General features: G+C 70.3%; 22 protein-coding genes. 13 read left to right on the forward strand and 9 right to left on the reverse strand.

Features of this window, described 5'->3' with window-relative positions; all coding sequences use genetic code 11:
• Positions 1–264: 264 nt before the first annotated feature.
• Together K244_RS0116800 and K244_RS0116805 are read right to left on the reverse strand one after the other, a co-directional pair.
• Positions 265–1263: a tripartite tricarboxylate transporter substrate binding protein gene (locus K244_RS0116800; RefSeq protein ID WP_020187451.1), complete on the reverse strand. Its 999-nt coding sequence runs from the start codon at positions 1261–1263 to the stop codon at positions 265–267.
• Between the two features lie 66 nt (positions 1264–1329).
• Complete coding sequence (locus tag K244_RS0116805) at positions 1330–2028, reverse strand: GntR family transcriptional regulator (RefSeq protein ID WP_020187452.1); 699 nt, start codon at positions 2026–2028, stop codon at positions 1330–1332.
• Between the two features lie 224 nt (positions 2029–2252).
• Here K244_RS0116805 and K244_RS0116810 point away from each other — a divergent pair, with 224 nt between their 5' ends.
• From K244_RS0116810 to K244_RS0116835, 6 genes are all read left to right on the forward strand, one after another.
• Positions 2253–3110 (forward strand): PfkB family carbohydrate kinase, encoded by an 858-nt coding sequence (locus tag K244_RS0116810; protein WP_020187453.1) that lies wholly within the window; start codon positions 2253–2255, stop codon positions 3108–3110.
• Between the two features lie 125 nt (positions 3111–3235).
• Positions 3236–4501: a peptide antibiotic transporter SbmA gene (gene sbmA / locus K244_RS0116815; RefSeq protein WP_020187454.1), complete on the forward strand. Its 1266-nt coding sequence runs from the start codon at positions 3236–3238 to the stop codon at positions 4499–4501.
• Between the two features lie 54 nt (positions 4502–4555).
• Positions 4556–5053 (forward strand): TspO/MBR family protein, encoded by a 498-nt coding sequence (locus tag K244_RS0116820; RefSeq protein ID WP_024816570.1) that lies wholly within the window; start codon positions 4556–4558, stop codon positions 5051–5053.
• A 9-nt stretch (positions 5054–5062) separates the two neighbouring features.
• Positions 5063–5257, forward strand: a complete 195-nt coding sequence (locus K244_RS0116825; protein ID WP_020187456.1) for a twin transmembrane helix small protein — start codon at positions 5063–5065, stop codon at positions 5255–5257.
• A 7-nt stretch (positions 5258–5264) separates the two neighbouring features.
• Positions 5265–5828 (forward strand): cob(I)yrinic acid a,c-diamide adenosyltransferase, encoded by a 564-nt coding sequence (locus tag K244_RS0116830; RefSeq protein ID WP_020187457.1) that lies wholly within the window; start codon positions 5265–5267, stop codon positions 5826–5828.
• A 118-nt stretch (positions 5829–5946) separates the two neighbouring features.
• Positions 5947–6696 carry a rhomboid family intramembrane serine protease gene (locus K244_RS0116835; protein WP_020187458.1) on the forward strand — a complete coding sequence of 250 codons (750 nt, stop codon included), beginning with the start codon at positions 5947–5949 and terminating at the stop codon, positions 6694–6696.
• On the opposite strand, the gene K244_RS0116840 is transcribed toward K244_RS0116835, so the two are convergent.
• From K244_RS0116840 to K244_RS0116860, 5 genes are all read right to left on the reverse strand, one after another.
• The gene (locus tag K244_RS0116840) at positions 6693–6896 is read right to left on the reverse strand and encodes a hypothetical protein (protein WP_020187459.1); all 204 of its coding nucleotides are present in this window, start codon (positions 6894–6896) and stop codon (positions 6693–6695) included. The genes K244_RS0116835 and K244_RS0116840 overlap by 4 nt on opposite strands.
• 228 nt (positions 6897–7124) lie before the next feature.
• A complete protein-coding gene (locus K244_RS0116845) occupies positions 7125–7580 on the reverse strand; it encodes a DUF1178 family protein (protein WP_020187460.1) in 456 nt (151 codons plus the stop codon).
• Positions 7581–7620: 40 nt separating this feature from the next.
• On the reverse strand, positions 7621–8499 hold the full coding sequence (locus K244_RS0116850; RefSeq protein WP_024816571.1) for a carbon-nitrogen hydrolase family protein: 879 nt from the start codon (positions 8497–8499) through the stop codon (positions 7621–7623).
• A 5-nt stretch (positions 8500–8504) separates the two neighbouring features.
• Positions 8505–8762, reverse strand: a complete 258-nt coding sequence (gene grxC / locus K244_RS0116855) for a glutaredoxin 3 (protein ID WP_020187462.1) — start codon at positions 8760–8762, stop codon at positions 8505–8507.
• A 52-nt stretch (positions 8763–8814) separates the two neighbouring features.
• A complete protein-coding gene (locus K244_RS0116860; protein ID WP_020187463.1) occupies positions 8815–9594 on the reverse strand; it encodes a ComF family protein in 780 nt (259 codons plus the stop codon).
• Positions 9595–9911: 317 nt separating this feature from the next.
• On the opposite strand from K244_RS0116860, the gene K244_RS0116865 reads away from it, so the two are divergent.
• The 3 genes from K244_RS0116865 to K244_RS0116875 all read left to right on the forward strand — a co-directional run bounded on the left by K244_RS0116865 (position 9912) and on the right by K244_RS0116875 (position 12741).
• Complete coding sequence (locus tag K244_RS0116865) at positions 9912–11141, forward strand: cyclopropane-fatty-acyl-phospholipid synthase family protein (RefSeq protein WP_020187464.1); 1230 nt, start codon at positions 9912–9914, stop codon at positions 11139–11141.
• Between the two features lie 167 nt (positions 11142–11308).
• Positions 11309–11653 (forward strand): DUF559 domain-containing protein, encoded by a 345-nt coding sequence (locus tag K244_RS0116870; protein ID WP_020187465.1) that lies wholly within the window; start codon positions 11309–11311, stop codon positions 11651–11653.
• Positions 11654–11856: 203 nt separating this feature from the next.
• Positions 11857–12741: a methyltransferase domain-containing protein gene (locus tag K244_RS0116875; protein WP_020187466.1), complete on the forward strand. Its 885-nt coding sequence runs from the start codon at positions 11857–11859 to the stop codon at positions 12739–12741.
• A gap of 29 nt (positions 12742–12770) precedes the next feature.
• Here K244_RS0116875 and K244_RS22145 read toward each other — a convergent pair whose 3' ends face one another.
• Both K244_RS22145 and K244_RS0116885 read right to left on the reverse strand, forming a co-directional pair.
• The gene (locus K244_RS22145) at positions 12771–13385 is read right to left on the reverse strand and encodes a CAP domain-containing protein (protein ID WP_020187467.1); all 615 of its coding nucleotides are present in this window, start codon (positions 13383–13385) and stop codon (positions 12771–12773) included.
• 48 nt (positions 13386–13433) lie between these two features.
• Positions 13434–15962, reverse strand: coding sequence for a DUF3772 domain-containing protein (locus K244_RS0116885; protein ID WP_020187468.1), 2529 nt, complete (start codon positions 15960–15962; stop codon positions 13434–13436).
• A gap of 199 nt (positions 15963–16161) precedes the next feature.
• Between K244_RS0116885 and K244_RS22810 the strand changes: the two genes are divergently transcribed.
• The 4 genes from K244_RS22810 to K244_RS0116905 all read left to right on the forward strand — a co-directional run bounded on the left by K244_RS22810 (position 16162) and on the right by K244_RS0116905 (position 21795).
• Complete coding sequence (locus K244_RS22810; RefSeq protein ID WP_020187469.1) at positions 16162–18105, forward strand: HWE histidine kinase domain-containing protein; 1944 nt, start codon at positions 16162–16164, stop codon at positions 18103–18105.
• A gap of 34 nt (positions 18106–18139) precedes the next feature.
• Positions 18140–18511, forward strand: coding sequence for a response regulator (locus K244_RS0116895; RefSeq protein WP_020187470.1), 372 nt, complete (start codon positions 18140–18142; stop codon positions 18509–18511).
• Between the two features lie 152 nt (positions 18512–18663).
• A complete protein-coding gene (locus K244_RS0116900) occupies positions 18664–20463 on the forward strand; it encodes an acyl-CoA dehydrogenase C-terminal domain-containing protein (RefSeq protein ID WP_020187471.1) in 1800 nt (599 codons plus the stop codon).
• A 123-nt stretch (positions 20464–20586) separates the two neighbouring features.
• Positions 20587–21795 (forward strand): acetyl-CoA C-acetyltransferase, encoded by a 1209-nt coding sequence (locus K244_RS0116905; protein ID WP_020187472.1) that lies wholly within the window; start codon positions 20587–20589, stop codon positions 21793–21795.
• Positions 21796–21804 lie beyond the last annotated feature (9 nt).

The following is a 21804-nucleotide window of genomic DNA, read 5'->3' on the forward strand; positions in this document are numbered from 1 at the left end:
GCCTCGCGTTACTCCCAAGATCGGGGTCCTCGGCCCAAAACGGAAGGGGCGCCCCGCGCGGAGCGCCCCTTCGCGGACGTCAGAGCGGAGGACCGGGGACGCTCCGACCCCCAGCCGGCGGCGGGGAAGGGCGTCTCCCGAAACCATAACCACGGCGCTTATATCTATCCGCGCGTGGGGCTGATGATGGGCGCAGGGACTTCGCCTGGGGGCGGCCCGGCGCGGGGAGGGAGCCAGCACATCTGCAAACGGCGCCAAAGCCGGCTAATCGAGTTTCGCGCCTGACAACCGCACCATGTCCTTCCACATCGGATTCTCTTCGGCGATCCGCGTCTTCAGCGCATCAGGCGAGGCGTCTGTCACGGGCGAGAAGCCGATCGGCTCCAGCCTCGCCTTCACGGCGGGGTCCGCCATGATCTCCGCGAGGACCTTGGACAGGGCCGCCTGCTTGTCGGCGGGATATCCCTTGGGCGCGATCACCGCGTACCAGGTCTGCAGGTCGACGTCGGCGAGGTTGAGGTCCGAAAAGTCCTTCATGCTGGGCGTGTCCGGCAGCGCCGGGATGCGCTCGCGGCTGCCGACGGCGAGCGGAAGGAAGGCCTTCTCCTTCACATGCGGCATCAGCGCGGGGATGACGTCGAACATCATGTCGATCGTGCCGCCGAGTAGGTCGAGGATGGCCGGGCCGCCGCCCTTGTAGGGCACGTGCAGGATCTTGGCCCCGGTGCGCGCCTTCACCAGCTCGATCATCAGGTGCGAGACCTGGCCGAGGCCGGAGGAGCCCATGCGGGTCTCGTCCGGATGGGCCTTGGACCAGGCGATCAGGTCCCGGAAGGTCGTCCAGCCCCGTTCTTGCGCGATCTTCGCGTTCGCCACGCACAGCACGGTGCCGGTCGCGACGCGGCTGATGGGAACGAGATCGGCGTCGGGATCGTAGGGACTGGAGCCGTAAAGGTACTTGTTCGCGATCAGCTGGGACGTCGAGGCGACGCCGAGGGTCGCGCCGTCGGGCTCCGCCTTCGCCACCGCCGCCGTGCCGATCATGCCGCCGGCCCCGCCGCGGTTGTCGACGATCACGGTCTCCCCGAGCTTCGCCTGCAGGCGCTCGGCGACGAGCCGCCCCAGAATGTCGACGGCGCCGCCGGCGGGGAACGGCACGATCAGCGTGACGGTCGCGGCCTGGGCGGGGAACGTCAGGCCGACGGCCGCGATCGCGGCCGCGGCTCCGGCGATCGCGGCGCGGCGGGTCAGTCGCATCGGCATGGACGGCGTCTCCTCGGCGAGGGGCATCACTGCCGAGCTAGCGCGCCCGCGCCGAAAGTCAGGCGGTCACGCGCCGAGAGTGAGCCGGTAGGCGTAGGCGTCGCCGCGGAACAGGCCCTCGACGTACTCCACCATGCGTTCGCCCGCGAAGGAGCGGCGCTTGATCAGCAGGCAGGGCAGCGGCTCCTCGAAGCCGAACACGGCGCATTCGTCCTCGTCCGGGGTCGCGGCCTCGATCGTCTGTTCGCAGCGCGTCAGCGCGCAGCCGATCTCCCGCAGCCGGTCGTAAACCGACCCCGACAGGTCGGCGTCGGCGAGCTCCGGCGCGACGCCGAGGTCGTACCAGGCGACCTCCCGCGACAGCGGCACGTCGTCGCCGAAGCGAATCCGGACGAGCTTCAGGAACGGCGCGGTCGAGGGCTGCTGGAACAGCGAGGCGAGCGAGCGGTCGTGGGTGATCACGCGCTCGATCACCTTCGACGACGCGGCGCGGCCGAGCTCGCGCATCTCCTCGGTGAAGCCCTTGAGGCGCTCCATGCCGGGGTGGAGCTTCTCCGTGGGGCCTTCGACGATGAATCCCAGGCGGCCGTGCGCGCTCACCAGCCGCCGCCGGCGCAGGGCGCCGTAGCAGTGCTGCACCGTGGTGCGGCTGACCCCCAGCTCGGAGGCGAGCTGCCGCTCGGCCGGCAGCGTCGCTCCCGGGCCGATCTCGCCGCCCTCGATCAGTGCGGCGATCTGCAGCTCCAGTTGCCGGTACAGCGGCATCGCAGTGTCGTCGCGCAAACGCAGACGACTGTGTAAGCTCGGAGTGTCGTGCAACGCTTTCAGCATCGTGTGCGGAGCGGCTAAAGCGCCCTCGGCGCAGGTGGCGGGAACGACGTCGCGTCGGGGGGGCGTGACTTATGATGAACCAGAACGGCGCGCGCGCGAAGCTTTTCATTATGGGGAGCTTCGTGACGGCGTGCACGACACGTGTTGCACGGCTGCCCATGGCGGGCGAATCGCTCGCGGCGTCGGGGTTCCGGCTGGAGCCCGGCGGCAAGGGATTCAACCAGGCGGTCGCCGCGCGCCGGCTCGGCGCGGAGGTCGACGGCCTGTTCGCGGTCGGAGACGACGCGCTCGGCGCGCTCGCGACGCCGGCCTTCGCGCACGCCGATCTCGACCCCGCCATGCTGCGTCGCCGGCCGGGAGCGACCGGCGCGGGCGTCGGCTTCATCGCCGAAGACGGCGAGACCGCCATCGCGGTGTTCTCCGGCGCGAATGCGTCGCTGTCGGCGCAGGACGCGGAGGACGCACGGCCGGCGCTCGAGGCGGCCGCGGTGACGCTCGCCCAGTTCGAGATCGGCGACGCCGCGATCGCCGAGGCCTTCGCGATCGCCCGCGGCGCGGACCGAATCACCGTGCTCAACCCCTCGCCGTTCCGCCCCGTGGCGCCCGAGATTCTCGCGACCTGCTCCATCGTCGTCGCAAACGCGGTCGAGACGGAGGCGCTCGCCCTTGCGCTTGGCGTCGCGGTCGATCTCGACGCCGAGTCGGTCGCGGCGGCGCTCTTCGCCCGCGGCGTCAACGCGCTGGTGGCGACCCGCGGCGCAGCCGGGGCGATCGCCCGGCTGGCGGACGGCGCGATCCTGACGCAGCCGGCCTTCGAGGTGGAGACGGTCGACACCATCGGCGCGGGCGACGCCTTCGCCGCGGGGTTCGCGACCACCTTCGCGGAAACCGGCGACTGGCCGAAAAGCCTGCGACACGCCGCCGCCTGCGGAGCGCTCGCGGTGCGCGCCGAAGGCGGCTTCGGAGCCTTCCCGACCCGTGCGGAACGCGACGCGCTGCTCGCCGCGGTCTGGTGATGCGACGCGAACGGCGCGGTCGTCGCGGCCGGGACCCTTCCAACTTTTAAGACATCGTCTCGCCGCTTCCGGCGTATGCCTTGTCGCCGCCCCGCCCCCGGGGGCGCACGTGGAGGCCGTCGGGCATGTTCGTATCGTTTTTCCCGAACCCGAAACCGTTCTTCGTCTCGGCCGTGGTCTGGTCGCTGCTCGCGATCGGCCTGTGGTACGCGGGCGGCTGGGCCGCCGGGGAATGGATCGGCCTGCCGCCCGCCGCGCCGGACGCGCCGCCGATCGTCGGGCCGGCCGTCTTCATCTCCGCGCCGTTCCTGTGGTTCTACATCTACTATGCGATCGCGGTCGGCCTATTCTCGGCCTACTGGTTGGTCACCTCCAAGCATCCGTGGGCGCCGTGGTCCATCCTCGGCTCGGCCCTCATCATCTTCGTCACCTACTTCCAGGTGCAGGTGTCGGTCGCGATCAACAACTGGTACGGGCCGTTCTACGACCTCGTGCAGGCGGCGCTGTCAAAGAGCCGTCCGGTGACGCTGGCCGAGTTCTACGGGGGCACGTTCGAGTTCACCGGCATCGCGATGGTCTCGGTGATCATCTACGTCTTCACGCGCTTCTTCGTGCAGCACTACATCTTCCGGTGGCGCACCGCGATGAACGACTACTACATGTCGTTCTGGCCGAAGCTGCGGCATGTGGAAGGCGCTTCGCAGCGCGTGCAGGAGGACACCATGCGGTTCTCCACCCAGATGGAGACGCTGGGCGTCAGTCTGATCGACGCGGTGATGACGCTGATCGCCTTCCTGCCCGTGCTGCTGCGGCTCTCGGGCCCGATCAGCGAGTTGCCGATCGTCGGCGCCATCCCTCATCCGCTGGTGACGGCCGCGATCCTGTGGGCCGCGTTCGGAACGACGTTCCTCGCGCTCGTCGGGGTCAAGCTGCCGGGCCTTGAGTTCCGCAACCAGCGCGTCGAAGCGGCCTACCGCAAGGAGCTGGTCTACGGCGAGGACGACGCCGGCCGCGCCCAGCCGCCGACGGTGAAGGAGCTGTTCTCCAATGTCCGGACGAACTACTTCCGATTGTATTTCCACTATCTCTATTTCAACGTCGCCCGCATGTCCTACGTGCAGATCGACAACATCTTCCCCTATCTGGTGCTCGCGCCGACCATCGTGGCCGGCAAGATCACGCTCGGGCCGATGCAGCAGATCCTGAGCGCGTTCGAGCAGGTCCGGACCTCGTTCCAGTACCTCGTGAACTCCTGGCCGCAGATCATCGAGCTGCTGTCGATCTACAAGCGTCTCCGCGGCTTCGAGGCGCAGATCCACGGCGGCACGCCGCCGGCGCAGGACCTGGAGGCTCCCGAGGCCGAGGTGGACGCCGCGGGCGTCCGGGTCTGAGGATGGGATGCGCGGCCCCTCGCGGGCCGCGCCCAACCGCGGTATGTGAGCCTCATGACGACAGCATCCCGTCCCGCCTGGCGTTCGCCGCGCTCGTTGCTGATCCTGGCCGGCGCGCTCGCCCTGAGCTTCGCCGCGTCCCAACTCGGCTCCGCGGCGACCGTTCCGAATCTTCCCTGGTACGACGGGCTGACGAAGCCTTCGTTCAATCCGCCGAAGCTCGCGTTCCCGATCGCCTGGACGATCCTCTACGCGCTCATGGCGGTGTCGCTCTGGCGCGTCGCGGTCATCGGAGAGGGCGCGGAGCGGCGGCGCGCGCTGACCGCCTACGCCGTGCAGTTCGCGCTCAACGTCGCCTGGTCCTTCGCCTTCTTCGGCGCGCAGAACCCGGGGCTGGGGCTCGGCGTCATCCTCGCGCTGCTCGCCGCGATCGTCTGGACGATCCTGACGTTTCGAACGATCGACGGGCTCGCGGCCGGGCTGCTGCACCCCTATCTGGCGTGGGTCGCCTTCGCCACGGCGCTGAACGCGTCGATCCTGTTCCTGAACTGAGGGTCCCCCATGGCCGATCTTCTCTCGGGCTACGCCGTGCCGCTCGCCGTCGGCGCGGTCGCGATCGTGCTGATCCTCGGTCTCTTCAACATGATGCGGGGCGGCGATCCCAATCGGTCGCAGAAGCTGATGCGCTGGCGCGTCGGGCTGCAGTTCCTGGCGATCGTCGTCATCATGGCGACGGTCTGGGCGATGGGGTCCTGAGGCCGAAATGGTCAAGCTCAACAAGATCTACACGCGCACCGGCGACGACGGCGCCACGGGGCTCGCGTCCGGCCCCAGACGTCCGAAGCACGACCTGCGCGTGGACGCCTACGGTGCCGTCGACGAGGCCAACGCCGCGATCGGGCTCGCCCGGCTGCACGCCGAACCGGAGCTCGACGCCATCCTGTCGCGCGTCCAGAACGAGATGTTCGACCTCGGCGCCGATCTCGCGACGCCCGACACCGGTGAGGACCTGGGCTACGAGCCGCTGCGGATCGTGCAGAGCCAGGTCGACCGGCTCGAGGCCGACATCGACGCGCTCAACGCGCGGCTGGAGCCGTTGAAGTCCTTCGTGCTGCCGGCGGGAACCGCGCTCGCCGCGAACCTGCATCTCGCCCGCACCATCGCCCGCCGCGCCGAGCGGTTGATGACGGCGCTTGCGGAGCGTGAGGCGGTGTCGAAGCCGGCGCTCGCCTATGTCAACCGGCTGTCGGACTTCCTGTTCGTCGCCGCGCGGGTCGCGAACCTCGGTCAGGGCGACGTGCTCTGGGCGCCCGGAAAGACACGCTGACGCGCCAATCGCCGGGCGTCGCGCCCGAGCGCTTGTGACGGTCGCCCACGCCGCCATATTTGCGGAAGCGCGCCGGCCCGCAGGAGGTCGCAGCCGCGCTAGACGGGTCGAGACCGCCATGTTCGTCCCCTTCCTGGACGACGCTCCCCACCGCCACATCGGGCGGCCGTGGGTGACCTATGCCTTCATGGGCGTCTCGATCGCGATCTTCGTCGTGTTCCAGTCCGGCCTCGTGATCGACGCGCGCCAGGCTTCGGTGGTCTCGTTCGGGCTCATCCCCAGCGTGCTGTTCGGCGAGGCGGTCTTGCCGGCGGGCTATGAGCGGGTGCCGGCCTGGGCCACGCTCGTGACCTCGATCGTGCTGCACGGCGGCTGGCTGCACCTCATTGGAAACATGATGTTCCTGTGGGTCTTCGGCGACAACGTCGAGGACGACCTCGGCCGCGCCCGCTACCTTCTGTTCCTGGTGCTCTGCGGCGTCGGCTCGGGCCTCGCCCACGCCGCCGGCGCGTCCAACGCCGACGCGCCCCTGGTCGGGGGCTCCGGCGTCGTCGCCGGCGTGGTCGCGGCCTATGTGATGCTGCACCCGCAGGTGAAGGTCTGGGTGCTGGTGTTCTACCGTGTCCCGCTGCGGCTTCGCGCCTTCTGGATCATCGGCGCCTGGGTCGTGTTCCAGGCCGGCAACGCCCTGCTCGCGGGCGAAGGCGCCCAGATCGCGTGGTGGGCGCACGTCGGCGGTTTCCTCACCGGCGGCGCCTTGGTGGTCGCGCTCAAGCGGCGCGACGTGCACCTGTTCGACCGCGGCCTCGCGGAGCGCATCGAGCGTCGCCGCCAGCCGGCGCCGACGCTGGAAGAGCGGTCGGCCTAGCGCGCGCCGGCCGCCATCGCCTGCGCCGCGGGCGACGCCTGCGGGGCGCCGTGGTCCGACGCGAAGGCCACGTGCATCGCGACGATCGGCGCGAACACCAGCGCGAGCAGGATGATCATGGCGAGATCGCCGCCGCGCTCACGCGGGGCGGCCTCGAACTCGGCTGCGATGCGCCCGGGGGCGCGCTTGGGGAAGGTCATTGGCTCACCTCGTCCGACCGGCCGCACGGGCCGGTCGCGGGCGAGCCCGATCAAGCGATCAGGCGAGGCGCTCGCGAACGGCCGCGTACGGCGCGGTCCATCGACTACTGTCGCTTGGCATAAAGGGTCGAATTCCTGTGGAGCCGCGAACGGCGTAAGCCGCTGCGGATGCGCGCTGAAATACGCCGATCGGAGGCTGTGTCAAGCCCCGAACCGCATGGCTGGCGGTCAGTTTCCGTCGTCGGGAAACCGCGGCAGCGGATGGACGGCGACGCCCTCCTCGGCGAGCGCCTTCGCCTCTTCGAAGGTGGCCCTCCCGTAGACCGAGTGGGGCTCGATCTCCTCGGCGTGGATCTGCCGGGCGACCTCCGGAAACCGATCGCCGACGTCTTCGGAGTTGCGCGTCACGTGCTCGCGGAGCTCCCGAAGCATCGCGCGCAACGCCTTGTCCTTCTCGGAGACGAGCGTGACCGGCTCGGTCGGAGAGGCGGACTCGACGGCGGGCCTTGCGACCTCGGACGAGGTCGTCACCGCCGGCGCCATCAGCGCCTTGCGCACCTCGGCCGAACCGCAGGAGGGGCAGGACAAAAGGCCGCGTTCCGCCTGGCCGTCGAAATCGGCGGAGGAGCGGAACCAGCCGTCGAAGCCGTGGCCCGCGGCGCAGGTCAGTTGGTAGCGGATCATGGGCGAGCGAGGGTTTGGACGGCTGGGCCGGCGTCGGGCGTCACGTGCCGACGTCGCGCAGCGGGGTCGGGTCCGAGGCCTGGGGCAGAACGCCGAAGCGCCGCCCGTTCTCGAGCGCCGGGATGCGGCGGCGGGCCTCGGCGGACTGCGCGAGGTCGATCTCCGCCAGGATCACGCCGGGGCGGTCGTGGTCGGCTTCCGCCAGGACGCGGCCCCAGGGGTCGATGATCAGGCTGTGGCCATAGGTCTCGCGGCCGTCGTCGTGCTTGCCGCCCTGGGCGGCCGCAATGACGAAGGAGCCGGTCTCGATCGCGCGCGAGCGCAGCAGCACGTGCCAGTGCGCCTCGCCGGTCTGCCGGGTGAAGGCCGCGGGGGAGGCGATCGCCTCGGCGCCGGTCTCGGCCAGCGCCCGGTGCAGCGTGGGGAAGCGGACGTCGTAGCAGACGGTGAGGCCGAGCCGCCCCCAGGGCAGATCGACGCCGACGGCCGATTCGCCCGGCCGGTAGGTCGCGCTCTCGCGCCAGCTCTCGCCGTTCGGCAGGTCCACGTCGAACATGTGGATCTTGTCGTAGCGAGCGACGATCTCGCCCTCGGGATCGATCACGAAGCTGCGGTTCGCCGCCCGGTGGCCGTCGAGCTTCACCGCGAGCGAGCCGAGATGGACATAGACCTCGAGGCCGCGCGCGAGCTCCTGGAACGCGGCGAGCGCCGGGCAGACGTTCTCCGGCATGATCGCGGCGAACAGTTCGTCGCGCGACCGCACCAGGATGTTGGTCATCTCCGGCGTCTGGACGTAGGCCGCGCCGCTCTCCGCCGCCTCGCGGATCAGCTTGGCCGCGGCGTCGACGTTCGCTGTCGTGTCCTTGCCCGAGCGCATCTGCGCGCAGGCGGCGACGAAGCTCCTGGAGACCTCCGCCATCGCCGTCACGCCGCCAGCAGCGGGTCGAGACCGCCGCCTTCGTCGAGGGCGTAGAGATCGTCGCAGCCGCCCACGTGGCGTCCGTCGATGAAGATCTGCGGCACCGTGGTGCGGCCTCCGGATTTCGCGATCATGTCGGGTCTCCTGTCCGGCGCGCGGCCGACGTCGATCTCGTCGAAGGCCACGCCCTTCCGGCGCAGCAGGCTCTTGGCCATGTCGCAATAGGGACAGCCGACGCGGGAGTAGATCGTCACCGTGGGCATCGAAACCTCGACGCAAAGGAGCGAAAGGGCGAAAGCGCCACGATATAGGCTGTCAGCCGTCGTTCACAACCAGCGCGAACACCAGCGCGTCCACGGAGGCTGCGCCCGCGCGCCGCACGAGCCGGGCGAGGCGGTCGACGGTGGCCCCGGTCGTCATCACGTCGTCGACCAGAACGACCGGCCGCCCGGCGATCCGCGCCTTCCCCTCCGCGCCGAGGCGGAAGGCTCCGGCGAGGTTTTCGGCCCGTTCGCGGCCGCTGAGGCCGACCTGGGGCCGGGTGGCCTTGGCGCGCACGAGGAGATCGAGCGCAAGCTCCGCGCCGGAGAGCGCCGCGACCTTCCGGGCGAGAAGCGCCGACTGGTTGAACCGCCGGCGCCACAGCCTCCCTCGGTGCAGCGGCACGGGCAGCAGAAGCGTCTCGGGCGCCAGCAGTTCGTGGCCGGCCCGCGCCATCATGCCGCCGAGCGCGTCGGCGAGATGGGTCCCGTCACCGTACTTCAGGCGGTGGACCAGCGTGCGGGCCGTGCCGTCGAACCGCGCCACCGCGCGCGCCCGGTCCCAGGCCGGCGGGGTCGCGAGCGCCTTGGGCGACACGAGGCCGGGACCGAAGTCGGCGGGGAACGGCGTCCCCAGCCGCTCGCAGAACGGCCGCTCGATCGCTTTCAGCCCGCTCCAGCAGGCGACGCAGAGCCCGCCCATGTCCGCGACCGGCGTCGCGCAGGCGAGGCACTGGGGCGGCAGCGCAAGATCGAGCGCGCGCCGGCCGAGCCGGGCAAGGGGCGCGCGGACGCGGGCGAGGAGGGGAGGCGCGGCCTCGTCTACGGCGCTCATGCGCCCGCTCCGGAAGCGCGGCGGCCGCCGTCCCGTCTCCCCTTGCGGGAGAAGGTGGCGTGGAGCGCCGGATGAGGGGTCGTTCGGGACATTCTGGCCATCGAAGAGGGCGTCCCGGACGACCCCTCACCCCTACCCTCTCCCGCAAGGGGAGAGGGGGACGACAACGGCGCGTTTCGGCATCCGAGGGCTGAGCCTCGCACGACTGTCGCGCAGGCGCGCCGGTTCGAAGCGCGGCTTGCGCATGCACAAAGACGGTGCGGGATCGCGCTCCCTGTTCTAATCAAGCGCCCAGCCCTTCACGTCCGGAGCCGCCGATGGATCTGTTCCAAGCCATGCTACGCCGTTTCGTCGGCCGCGGCTCGCTCACGATCATCGACCATAAGGGCGTCCGCCACAGCCATTCGGGCGAACCCGGCCCCGCGGTCACGCTCAAGTTCCACGACGCCAAGGTCGCGCGCGACCTGCTGCTCAATCCGGAGCTGAAGGCGGGCGAGGCTTACATGGACGGCCGGCTCACCATCGAGCAGGGGACGCTGCGCGACTTCCTGACGATCTATGCGCTGAACCGCACGAACCTGCGCGCCCAGCCGATCCAGAAGGCGTTGCGCCGCGGCCTGAAGACGCTGAAGCGCTGGGCGCGCTCGAACACGACGGCGCTGTCGAAGAAGAACGTCGAGGCGCACTACGACCTCTCGAACGAGATGTACCGGCTCTTCCTCGACGAGGGGCTGAACTACTCCTGCGGCTATTTCCGGTCGCCCGACGACACGCTGGAGGAGGCGCAGGTCGCCAAGCTCCGCCACATCGCGGCGAAGCTCGACCTCAAGCCCGGCCAGCGCGTGCTCGACATCGGCTCCGGCTGGGGCTCGATGGCGATCTATCTCGCCGAGAACTGCGGGGTCGAGGTGGTCGGCGTCACGCTGTCGAAGGAGCAGCGGGCGCTCGCGATCGAACGCGCCGCGGCGCGCGGCCTCTCCGACCGGGTGCGGTTCGAGCTGATGGACTACCGCGACGTGGAGGGCCCGTTCGACCGCATCGTCTCCGTCGGCATGTTCGAGCACGTGGGCGTCAAGAACTTCCCGGCGTTCTTCGCCAAGGTCTCGAAGCTGCTGAAGCCGGACGGCGTGGCGCTGCTGCATTCGATCGGGCGCAAGGGCGGCCCGGGGGTCACCGGGGCTTGGGTGAAGAAGTACATCTTCCCCGGCGGCTACTCGCCCGCGCTCTCGGAGACCCTGACCGCGATCGAGGGCGCGAAGCTCTGGGCGACCGACATCGAGATCTGGCGGATGCACTACGCCGAGACCCTCGTGCATTGGGAGCGCCGGTTCCAGGAGAACCGCGCCCAGGCCGCGGCGCTGCTCGGCGAGCGGTTCTGCCGGATGTGGGAGTTCTACCTCATCACCGCGGAGTTCTCGTTCCGCCACGGCAAGCACATGGTCTTCCAGATCCAGCTCACCAAGGACGTCGCCGCCACGCCGATGACGCGCGACTACATGGCCGAGGCCGAGGCGCGGCTGCAGGCGGGGGAACGGCGGCCGGATTGAGGGGGCGTAAGACTCATCCGCTACCTCGCCGCGACTGAGCGTGCGAGGAGATTGGGTGACGGAACGACGACTTCGCGCCAAAATGATCCCCCGTTGAATAGAAGCGCGGGTCTGGACCTCTCCCCGGTGGGGAGAGGTCGGATGACGCAGTCATCCGGGTGAGGGGGATGAACCGCTTCGGGACGCGTGCAAAAGCCCTGCGCGAAAACGAGACGAGGGCAGAGGCCCGCCTGTGGCAGGCGCTGCGCGGCCGCCGCCTCGCGGCTTGGAAGTTCCGTCGGCAGCATCCGATCGACCGTTACGTCGTCGACTTCGTCACCCTTGCGGGACAGCTCGTGGTCGAGGTCGACGGCGCGACCCATGGGACCTTGGACGAGATCGCGCGCGACGAGCGGCGGACCGCTCACCTTGAGCGCCTGGGCTTCCTTGTCATGCGGGTTGGGAACGTCGACGTGTTTGAAAACCTCGACGGCGTGTGCGAGGCGATCCATGCGCAGTTGACAGGCCGTTAGAGCCCCCTCACCCGCCGCTGCGCGGCGACCTCTCCCCGCCGGGGAGAGGTGAAGGCTTGCGCCTCCCTCCCGCCGATCGCGCCATTCATCGCGGATGACGCCGTGGGGCGCCTCCGGTGGAAAGAGGTCGGCCCGCAAGAGCCGGGTGGCGGGGCTCTCCCACGGGGGATGACCTGAACGGCGCAGCGGCTTATCTCTCGCCCATGACCGCCGTTCCCCTCCTCATCGACCGCCGGGCGCTCGGGCTGCGGCTTGCGCGCGCGGCGACAGCGGGCGGCGGGCCCAACTTCCTGCGGCGGCGCGTGGCCGAGGATCTCGCGGACCGGCTGGCCGCGACGCTCCGGCCGTTCGCCCACGCGCTCGACCTCGTCTCGGCCGGCGCGGAGGCCGCCGCCGTGCTGCGCGCGCGGCCGGGCGCCGGGCGCGTCGTCCGGGCGGCGGCGCGGGCCGATGCCGGGGCGGACCTTGTCTGCGATCCGGCGGCCTCGCCGTTCGCGCCCGAGAGCTTCGATCTCGTGGTCTCGTCGCTGGCGCTGCAGTTGGTCGACGACCTTCCGGGGGCGCTGGCCCAAGTGCGGCGCATGCTGCGGCCGGATGGGCTGTTCCTCGCGGCCCTGTTCGGCGGCGAGACGCTGACGGAGCTGCGGCAGGCCTTCGCGGCGGCCGAGGGCGAGGTCGAGGGCGGGCTCAGTCCGCGGGTGCTGCCCTTCGCCGACGTGAGGGCGCTGGGCGCGCTGCTGCAGCGGGCGGGTTTCGCGCTGCCGGTCGCGGACGTCGACCGCGTGACGGTGCGCTACCCGCATGCGCTTGCGCTGATGGCGGACCTGCGCGCCTGGGGCGCGACCAACGTGCTGCTGGAGCGGCGGCGCGGGCCGCTGCGGCGGGCGACGCTCGCCCGCGCGCTCACGATCTACGCCGAACGCTTCGCCGACGCCGACGGCCGGGTGCGCGCGACGTTCGACATCGCCTGGCTGTCCGGCTGGGCGCCGCATCCGGAGCAGCAGAAGCCGCTCAAGCCCGGCTCCGCCCGCGCGCGCCTTGCCGACGCGCTCGGCGTGCCCGAGGGGGAATTTCCGGGGAAGGGGTGACGGGCGTCTCGAAGCACGCGCCAAGTTTCTCAGCGAGCGATCGAAACCCCGTTGATCGTCAGCGAATCGCCCGAACGCGCCGGGACGGGGCGGGCGGCGGCCATGGCGCCGGGCAGCGGGCGCGGGTCGTTCGGGTCGGCCAGGACCATGGCCCAGAACACCTCGAAGCGGCTCGACGGGGCGCGGGCGGAGGCGATGCCGATCCGTGTGACCTTCGGGGCCAGCATGTTCTTCATGTGCGGCGGGGAGTGCCGCCAGCCGGTGAAGGCGTCGGCCAGCGTGTCGTGCCCCGCGCCGATGTTCTCCACCACAAGCGCGTTGCGGTAGCCGGAACGCGCGATGCGCTCCTTCAGCGTGCCGCCGACGGAGTGGCTGAGCTTGTCGTTGCGCGCCATGGCGTCGGCCTGCTCCTGCGCCATACGGTTGAGCGCGGGGTCGAGCGCGACCGGCGGCAGCCCGTTCCCGCGGCGGAACTCCGAGATCATTTCGGCGGCGGCGCGGCGGTCGAGGCTGGCGCCCGGCTTCGACATGCTCTGGTAGACGCTCGGCGTCGAAGGCGGCGGAGGGGCGACGGGCGCCGTCGAGCAGCCGGCGAGCGCCGCGATGAGAGCAAGCGCCGTGGCGCGTGAGACGGTGGGGGCCATGGGCGGCGTTCCGGACATGCGGGGGGACAGGATGAGCGGCGCCGCGGCTTAAGCCTTGGTTGACGGCGGCGATTGCGGCTCCGCCGGCGGGGCGTCCGCGAGCGGCGCGTCCGAGGCGTCGTGGCGGCGGGGCGCCTCGGGCTGAGACGTGCGCGCGACGGGGCTCAGCCCCGACCGCAGCGCCTCGCCGAGCCGGTCGACGGCGTCGACCATGCTCGGGCCAGCCGCGCCGCCGATCGCGACGCCTTGCTCCTTGAAGGCCTTCACCAGCGCGAAGTTCAGGTCGCTCTTCACGCTCGCCGCCTGCCGCGGGCTCGCGACGTTGACGAAAAGGGCGTAAGTGTTGTCGGCCTTGCCGAGCAGGTTGAAGAACACCTGAGGCTCGGGGAACGCGAGCACCGAGCTGTGCTTCTTCGCGACCTCGAGCAGGACGCGCTTGACCTCCGCGGGGTCGACGTCGGCTGCGATCGTCAGCTCGATCTGCACGCGCCCGATCGGGGCGCCGTGCGTCACGTTCTTCACGCTCTTGGTGATGAAGTCCGAGTTCGGCACGATCAGCGTGGAGCGGTCGAACAGCTCGATCTCGGTGGAGCGCACCGAGATGCGGCGGACGTTGCCCTGATCGGAGCCGATCACGATCCAGTCGCCGGCCTTGATGGGACGCTCCGCTAGCAGGATCACGCCCGAGACGAAGTTCGAGATCACCGCCTGCAGGCCGAAGCCGATGCCGACCGAGAGCGCGCCGGCGACGATCGCCAGCCGGTCGAGGCTGAAGCCGAGGTACGAGACCGCGAACACGATCACGCCGAGGCCGCCGATGTAACCGACGCCGGTGTTGATCGAGGCCTTGAGGCCGGCGTCCATCCGGGTCTTCGGCAGCAGGTCGCGGTCGAGCCAGCGTTGCACCGCCTTGGTCAGCGCAAAGCCGATCACGACCAGCAGGATGGCGCTCAGGATGCCGGAGAGCGAGATCGTGATCCCGCCGACCTGGAAGCCTGTCACCGCGAGCCGCAGCCAGGCGAACACGTCCGTCGTCTCGAGCCCCCAGGGCGCGAGCACGAACAGCGCCGCGACGCCGATCAGGATCACCCGCACCAGCCCCGACAGCAGCACGCCGATCTGCTCCAGCGACTCCGGTCGAATGCCAACCGCCTCGCTGGTCGAGCGGCCGAACGGGGTCTCGGCCGACAGGCCGGAGGTGAAGAGGTCGTCGACGAAGATCAGCAGCAGCGTGAGCAGCGACATCACCGTCGCGCTCCAGATCACTTGGTTCGCCAGGAACTGGGCGAGCGAGACGTAGCCGGTCGCCGCGGCGGCGAGGATCACGGCGACGGCGACCCAGGCCACGATCCTGAGAAGCGACAGAAACACGCTGCCGAGCCGCTCGTCCTTCTCGGCGCCGCTGGCCGCCTCGATCTTTTCGGCCGCGCGGATGCGCCGGAGCGCGAGCGCGAAGGCTCCGCCGTTCAGCACCGCGAAGACGCCGTTCACGACGATCGAGGCCGACAGGCTCGCGACGATCATCTCGTTGAAGTGGTCGAGCAGCCGGCCGATCACGAAGATCAGCGCGCACCACATCGGCTGGTTCTTGATCTCGGCGACGGCGGCGTCCGACAGATCGACCAGCCGCCACGACGGGCGATCCGGCGTCAGGAACGCGCGCATCAGCCCGTAGGCGAGCCCCAGGAAGCCCGCCGCCCAGATCAGAGCGACCGCCAGCGTCTCCGCGCGCGCGGGCAGCCAGCCTGCGCCCTTCAGGCCCCAATAGAGCACGAGGACGCCCAGGACCGGACCGAGCGTCGAGGCCAGCACGAACAGCACGCCGGTCGCTGACCGCCGGATGCGCGTCTTCGGCATCTGTTCGACCACGAGCCGGTGCCCCAAGGTCGCGATCAGCCGGCGTCCTGGGATCAGGAGGACGAGGGCGAGCGCCGCGGAGGCGAGCGCGAGCGCGACCGAGGCCGCCGACAGGCTGCGCCCGACGACGCCGACGACGTCCGAGGCGAACAGCTGGATGCTGCGGATGTCGCGCGGGGCCTGCGCGATCATGTCCATGTAGAGGCCGGGATCGAGCAGCGAGCGGCTGCGCTCGAACAGGCGCTGGGCCAGAAGGGCGCGCCGGCGCTGGGTGATCTCGTCCGAGACCTGGCTCGCCTCGACCTGGAGCAGCCGTCCGCGCTTGATCTGCTCGTCGATCTTCTGCCGCGCGGCCGTCTGCGCGTCGCGCTCCTTCACGACGTCGGGGCTTTCCGCGGGCGCGCCGTCCGCGGGCTTCGGCCCGATCTGCTCCAACCGCGCGTCGGCCGATGTGAGCTGCGGCGCGAGCGCCGTGACCGCCTGACTGATCGCGAGCGAGAGCGGCTCGATCTGGTCGCGCATGTCGCTCAGCGTGCGGTCGTCCAGATTGTCGCGCTTCAGCGTCGCTTCGATCTGGTCGAGCTGCGCGCGCGCCTGGTCGAGCGCGGCGCCGGGCGCGGTCTGGTCCTGCGCCAGGGCGCCGGCCGCGAGCCCGAGCAGGAGGGCGAGGGCCGCCAGGAGCCGCGCGGCGGGCCGGAGGCCGGAAGACGTGCGAATCATGGGGAGGGCGCCGCCTCTGCAGGTTGCCGAACAGCCGGTTCCATCTCGCACGAATGAGGCCAAGGCCGGGCGAACGCAAGATTCGCGAGGCTTGTCAGGCGCGTCCCCTGTCGAAGGCTGATCGCTTGCTTATAACCGATTGAGCGAATGGATCGCCGACCGGCCGCCGGCGATCGCGCAATGGGGGAGGAGATTGGAAGTGCTCAGCGGCGGCGGCGAGATGGCGGGACGCATCGAGGCGCACGATTGGTCCTCGACCCCGCTCGGACCCATCCATTCCTGGCCGACGTCGCTCAAGGTGGCGGTCGGCATCTGTCTGCAATCCAGTTTTCCGGCGGCGATCTACTGGGGGGACGATCTCAGGCTGATCTACAACGACGCCTGGTCGCCCATCCCGGCCGAGCGGCACCCCTGGGCGTTGGGTCGACCCGGCGCCGAAGTCTGGAGCGACATCTGGGGCGTGGTCGGCCAGCAGCTCCAGGACGTGGTGGACGCCAGCAAGGGGTTCGTCGCCTACGACCAGATGCTGCGGATGCGCCGCCAGGGCGTGGTCGAAGACACCCATTGGAACTACAGCTTCACCCCGATCCTCGGCGACGACGGCCGGGTCTGGGGCGTGTTCAATCAGGGGCACGAGACGACCGACCGTGTGCTTCATGCGCGCGCGCAGGACTTCTTGATTCAGATCAGCGACCGGCTTCGCTCCGCGACGGAGGGGGGCCGTCCGCCGACGGACGTGCTGGATACGACAGTTGCCGCCCTCGGCGGCTACTTCAACGCGGCGCGCTGCGGCTACTGCGAGATCGAGGACGGGAGGGTCTGCACCGTCCGCGCCGAATGGCGCCGGGACGACGGCGTCGTCAGCGTTCTGGCGGGCAGCCATGACCTGAGGGACTACGGCGGCGCCATGGCCGTCGCGACCGCGGCCGGCAAGGTGATCATCCGCGACGACCTCGGCGCCGATCCCGACCTTTCGGACGAGGAGCGCGAGCGCTTCCGCAGCATCGGCGTCGCGGCCAACCTCGTGGTTCCCATCGCGCGCGAAGGCCGGGCCTTCGCGCTTGTCTTCGTGCACGCGGATCGCCCGCGCCGCTGGCGCAGCCGCGAGATTGCGACGCTGCGAGACGCCGTGGACCGGATGTCGCTCGCCTACGAACGGGCGCTCGCGACGCACCGGATGGAGCAGAGCGAACGCCGTTTCGCGACGCTGTTCAGCCAGACCGCGGTCGGTTTCACCGAGATCGATCTCGAAGGCCGCGTGATGCGCGTGAACGAGAGCATGCGCCGTCTTCTCGGCCGCGGCGACGAGGTGCAGGGCCTCCCGATCGAGCAACTGCTGCATCCGCTCGATCGGGAGAAGTGGCGCCGGCTGCTGGCGCAGAACGCGCGCGACGGCGAGTCCTTCGGGATCGAGAAGCGCTATCTGCGGCCGGACGGCTCGGAGGTGTGGGCGGTCTCGACGGTCACGCGCCTCATGGGCGAGGGCGGCGCGCCCGGCGAGTTTTTCATTGTCACGATCGACGTCAGCGAACGCCGCGAGGCCGAGCGGCTCCGCGGCCTTCTCGTCGCGGAGCTGAACCATCGCGTCCGCAACAACATCGTCACGGTGCAGTCGCTGGTGCGGCACAGCCGGATGAACGCGGTCACGCCGCAGGAGTTCGAGACCGCGCTCGACGCGCGGCTGGCAGCGCTCGCCCGGGCGCACGATCTGCTGATGCGCGAGACCTGGACGGCGGCGTCCCTGGGCGAGCTCGTGGTGGACACGCTCGCGCCCTACGCCCTCGGACGCGAGGGCCGCGTGCGCTCGCAGGGACCGACGATCCTGCTCGCGCCCACCGCCGCCGTGACGCTGAACATGGCCCTGCACGAACTCGCGACCAACGCCGCCAAGTTCGGCGCGCTGTCGAACGAAGAAGGCCGCGTGAACGTGTCCTGGAGCGTCAAACAGTCCGCGATCGACCTGGTCTGGCGCGAGTCCGGCGGCCCGGCCGTCGCGCCCCCGCAGCGCCGCGGATTCGGCCGCCGCCTGATCGAGCGCGGCGCCACGCAGGAACTTGGCGGCGCCGTGACGCTTTCCTTTGCTCCGGGCGGCGTTACGTGCGCCTTTCGCATTCCCTTGTCACAAAAGGTGATGGCCCCATGATTGTCGCGCCGTCGCCCCGAGCTTGCGTCGATCGATGACAGACCAGTCCCTTTCCGGCCTCCGCATTCTCGTCGTCGAAGACGAGGCCATGATCTCCATGCTGATCGAAGACATGCTGCTTGATTGCGGCGCGACGGTCGTCGGCCCGGCCGGCAGCGTCGCGCAGGCGATGAAGGCGCTGGAGGGTCAGGACATCGACGGCGCGCTGCTCGACGTCAACCTCGGTGGCGAGAAGAGCTTTCCCATCGCCGACGCCCTCACCGAACGCGGCGTCAAATTCGTGTTTTCGACCGGCTACGGCGAAGCCGGCGTGATCGACCGCTACCCCAACGCGCGGACGTTGCAGAAGCCGTTCATGCCGGCCGATCTCGAGCGCGCGCTCGCCCATCTCGCCCCGGAACGGTAGCTCTGGGATGTGGCGGCGTCGTAGGCTTTGACGACCCGCCGGCCGCAGCCGAGACTGCGGTGCGCGTCGGTGTTTCCCTGCTTGGAGGGGGCTGGCCAGCTGCGGCGCACTGTCGCTATAGTGCATACACACATCTCGGACCGAGAGACGCTATGCCGAGCTACAAGGCGCCCGTCGAGGACACGCTCTTCCTGCTCTACGACGTGCTGGGCTTCGAACGGCACGCCAACCTGCCCGGCTTCGCGGACGCCTCGCGCGACGTTGTCGAAGCGGTGCTGCGGGAGACGGCGAAGCTCGCGGAGGACGCGTTCCAGCCGGTGAACCGGACCGGCGACCTCCAGGGCTGCGTGCGCGCCGACGACAGCTCGGTCGCCACCCCGAACGGCTTCAAGGCCGCCTACGACGCCTTCGCCGAGGGCGGATGGATCGGGCTCTCGGCCGATCCCGAGTACGGCGGCCAGGGCCTGCCGCACACGCTCGCCGCCATCGTCAACGAATACGTCTCCGCCGCTAACATGGCGCTCGCGATGTATCCGGGGCTGACCCAGGGCGCGATCGCGGCGCTGACGCTGCACGGCGCGGACGCGCTGAAGCGCACCTACCTGCCGAAGATGATCGCCGGGGAATGGACCGGCACCATGAACCTGACGGAGCCGCACTGCGGCACCGACCTCGGGCTGATCAAGACCAAGGCGGTCCCGAACGGCGACGGCTCCTACCGCATCACCGGAACCAAGATCTTCATCTCGGCGGGCGAGCACGACCTGACCGAGAACATCGTCCACCTGGTGCTGGCGCGCATTGAGGGCGCGCCCGAGGGCACAAAGGGCATCTCGCTGTTCGTCGTGCCGAAGCTGCTCGTCAACCCCGACGGCTCGCTCGGCGCGCGCAACCCCGTTTCCTGCGGGTCGCTCGAGCACAAGATGGGCATCCACGGCAACGCCACCTGCGTGATGAACTACGACGGCGCGATCGGCTGGCTGGTGGGCGTCGAGCACCGCGGGCTGCCGGCCATGTTCACCATGATGAACGAGGCGCGGCTTGGCGTCGGAATCCAGGGCCTCGCCCAGTCCGAGGTCGCCTACCAGAACGCCGCGGCCTACGCGAAGGATCGCCGGCAGGGTCGCGCGCTCACCGGGCCTCAGGACGCGACGAAGCCCGCCGACCCCATCATCGTCCACCCCGACGTCCGCCGCACCCTGCTGTCGATCAAGGCCTTCAACGAGGCCGCCCGCGCCCTGATCCTGTGGACCTCGCTCAAGGGCGACGTCGGCCACGCCAGCGACGACCCGAAGGACAAACAGACCGGCGACGACCTGATGGGCCTGCTCACCCCCGTCATCAAGGGCGTGATCACCGACGTCGGCTTCGACAACGCGGTGAAGGCGCAGCAGATGTTCGGCGGGCATGGCTACGTCGCCGAATGGGGCATGGAGCAGTTCGTCCGCGACGCCCGGATCGCCATGATCTACGAGGGCGCGAACGGCGTGCAGGCCATGGACCTCGTCGGCCGCAAGCTCGGCCGCGACGGCGGCCGCGCCATCATGGCGCTGTTCAAGGAGATCGACGGCTTCCTTGCCGCCAACGCCGCCGACGACGACGACGGCATGAAGCCCTTCCTCGATCCGCTGAAGAAGGCGCGTGGCGACCTGCAGTCCGCGACCATGTGGTTCATGGCCAACGCCATGGCGAAGCCGGACAACGCGGGCGCCGGCGCGACCGACTTCATGCACCTGATGGGCCTGACCGCGCTCGGCTACATGTGGGCGAAGATCGCCCGCGCCGCGCTCGACAGGAAGGCAAGCGGCGCCGTCGACGCCGCGGCGATGGACGTGAAGCTGACGACCGGCCGCTTCTTCATGGAGCGCTGCCTGCCGGAAACCGGCGCCCGCTTGGCCGCGATCTCGGCCGGCGCCGACACGGTGATGGCGCTGCCGGCGGAGGCGTTCTGACGAGCAAGCGTCATCCCGGACGGCCATAAGGCCGAGCCGGGATCGTATGACGAGCTGGAATTCTCATCCGGATGACGATCCCGGCTCTCCGCTTCGCTGCGGCCGGGATGACGGGAGACAAACATGACGGACGCCTACATCTACGACGCCGTGCGCACCCCCCGGGGGCGCGGCAAGCCGGACGGGGCGCTGCACGAGGTCTCCACGCTCGGCCTCGCCGTCACCGCGTTGCAGGCGTTGGCCGATCGCAACGGGCTCGACACCGGCCGGATCGACGACGTCGTGCTGGGCTGCGTCGATCCGGTCGGCGAGGCCGGCGGCGACATCGCCCGCGCGGCGGCGCTCGCCGCGGATTATGGCATCCAGGTTCCCGGCGTGCAGATCAACCGCTTCTGCGCCTCGGGGCTCGACGCGGTGAACTTCGCGGCGGCGCAGGTGATGTCCGGTCAGCACGACCTCGTGGTCGGCGGCGGCGTCGAGAGCATGAGCCGGGTCGGGCTCGGCGCCTCCGGCGGCGCCTGGCCGATGGACCCTGCGATCGCGATCAAGTCCTACTTCATGCCGCAGGGCGTCTCGGCCGACCTGATCGCCACCAAGTACGGCTTCTCCCGCGACGCCGTCGACGCCTATGCGGTCGAGAGCCAGAAACGCGCGGCGGCGGCTTGGGGGGAGGGCCGCTTCGCGGGCTCCGTCGTGCCGGTGAAGGACGTCAACGAGCAGATCCTGCTCGACCGCGACGAGCACATGCGGCCCGACGCCACGATGCAATCGCTTGGAAGCCTCAAGCCCTCGTTCGCGGAGATGGGCGAACTCGGCGGCTTCGACGCGGTCGCGGTCTACGCCCACCCGGACGTGGAGCGCGTCAACCATGTGCACCACGCCGGCAACTCCTCCGGCATCGTCGACGGCGCCGCCGCCGTGCTGGTCGGCTCGAAGGAGGCCGGCGACGCCGCGGGCCTGAAGCCGCGCGCGCGCATAAGGGCCTTCGCCAACATCGGCTCGGACCCGGCGCTGATGCTGACGGGGCCGATCGACGTGACGAAGAAGGTGCTGGCGCGCTCCGGCATGAGCCTCGCCGACATCGACCTGTTCGAGGTCAACGAGGCCTTCGCGGCGGTCGTGCTGCGCTACCTCCAGGCCTTCGATCTCGACCCGGCCAGAGTGAATCCCAACGGCGGCGCGATCGCCCTCGGTCACCCGCTGGGCGCCACCGGCGCGATGATCCTGGGCGCGGCGATCGACGAGCTGGAGCGGTCGGGCAAGTCGACCGCGCTGGTCACGCTGTGCATTGGCGCCGGCATGGGCACCGCGACGATCATCGAGCGGGTGTGAGCCGTTGCG

The organism is Methylopila sp. 73B (assembly GCF_000526315.1).
In the GTDB taxonomy this organism is placed as follows: Bacteria; Pseudomonadota; Alphaproteobacteria; order Rhizobiales; family Methylopilaceae; genus Methylopila.

What these genes read in the sequence shown, in the direction of transcription:
- grxC (WP_020187462.1), bottom strand. Translation starts at nt 8,762, where the DNA reads ATGCCCACGGTGACGATCTACTCCCGCGTCGGCTGTCCCTATTGCGAC.
- K244_RS0116830 (WP_020187457.1), top strand. Translation starts at nt 5,265, where the DNA reads ATGGTCAAGCTCAACAAGATCTACACGCGCACCGGCGACGACGGCGCC.
- K244_RS0116850 (WP_024816571.1), bottom strand. Translation starts at nt 8,499, where the DNA reads ATGGCGGAGGTCTCCAGGAGCTTCGTCGCCGCCTGCGCGCAGATGCGC.
- K244_RS0116875 (WP_020187466.1), top strand. Translation starts at nt 11,857, where the DNA reads ATGACCGCCGTTCCCCTCCTCATCGACCGCCGGGCGCTCGGGCTGCGG.
- K244_RS0116905 (WP_020187472.1), top strand. Translation starts at nt 20,587, where the DNA reads ATGACGGACGCCTACATCTACGACGCCGTGCGCACCCCCCGGGGGCGC.
- K244_RS0116840 (WP_020187459.1), bottom strand. Translation starts at nt 6,896, where the DNA reads ATGACCTTCCCCAAGCGCGCCCCCGGGCGCATCGCAGCCGAGTTCGAG.
- K244_RS0116895 (WP_020187470.1), top strand. Translation starts at nt 18,140, where the DNA reads ATGACAGACCAGTCCCTTTCCGGCCTCCGCATTCTCGTCGTCGAAGAC.
- K244_RS0116805 (WP_020187452.1), bottom strand. Translation starts at nt 2,028, where the DNA reads ATGCCGCTGTACCGGCAACTGGAGCTGCAGATCGCCGCACTGATCGAG.
- K244_RS22145 (WP_020187467.1), bottom strand. Translation starts at nt 13,385, where the DNA reads ATGGCCCCCACCGTCTCACGCGCCACGGCGCTTGCTCTCATCGCGGCG.
- K244_RS0116870 (WP_020187465.1), top strand. Translation starts at nt 11,309, where the DNA reads ATGAACCGCTTCGGGACGCGTGCAAAAGCCCTGCGCGAAAACGAGACG.
- K244_RS0116820 (WP_024816570.1), top strand. Translation starts at nt 4,556, where the DNA reads ATGACGACAGCATCCCGTCCCGCCTGGCGTTCGCCGCGCTCGTTGCTG.
- K244_RS0116810 (WP_020187453.1), top strand. Translation starts at nt 2,253, where the DNA reads ATGGCGGGCGAATCGCTCGCGGCGTCGGGGTTCCGGCTGGAGCCCGGC.
- K244_RS0116860 (WP_020187463.1), bottom strand. Translation starts at nt 9,594, where the DNA reads ATGAGCGCCGTAGACGAGGCCGCGCCTCCCCTCCTCGCCCGCGTCCGC.
- K244_RS0116865 (WP_020187464.1), top strand. Translation starts at nt 9,912, where the DNA reads ATGGATCTGTTCCAAGCCATGCTACGCCGTTTCGTCGGCCGCGGCTCG.
- K244_RS0116835 (WP_020187458.1), top strand. Translation starts at nt 5,947, where the DNA reads ATGTTCGTCCCCTTCCTGGACGACGCTCCCCACCGCCACATCGGGCGG.
- K244_RS0116800 (WP_020187451.1), bottom strand. Translation starts at nt 1,263, where the DNA reads ATGCCGATGCGACTGACCCGCCGCGCCGCGATCGCCGGAGCCGCGGCC.
- K244_RS0116845 (WP_020187460.1), bottom strand. Translation starts at nt 7,580, where the DNA reads ATGATCCGCTACCAACTGACCTGCGCCGCGGGCCACGGCTTCGACGGC.
- K244_RS0116900 (WP_020187471.1), top strand. Translation starts at nt 18,664, where the DNA reads ATGCCGAGCTACAAGGCGCCCGTCGAGGACACGCTCTTCCTGCTCTAC.
- sbmA (WP_020187454.1), top strand. Translation starts at nt 3,236, where the DNA reads ATGTTCGTATCGTTTTTCCCGAACCCGAAACCGTTCTTCGTCTCGGCC.
- K244_RS0116825 (WP_020187456.1), top strand. Translation starts at nt 5,063, where the DNA reads ATGGCCGATCTTCTCTCGGGCTACGCCGTGCCGCTCGCCGTCGGCGCG.
- K244_RS0116885 (WP_020187468.1), bottom strand. Translation starts at nt 15,962, where the DNA reads ATGATTCGCACGTCTTCCGGCCTCCGGCCCGCCGCGCGGCTCCTGGCG.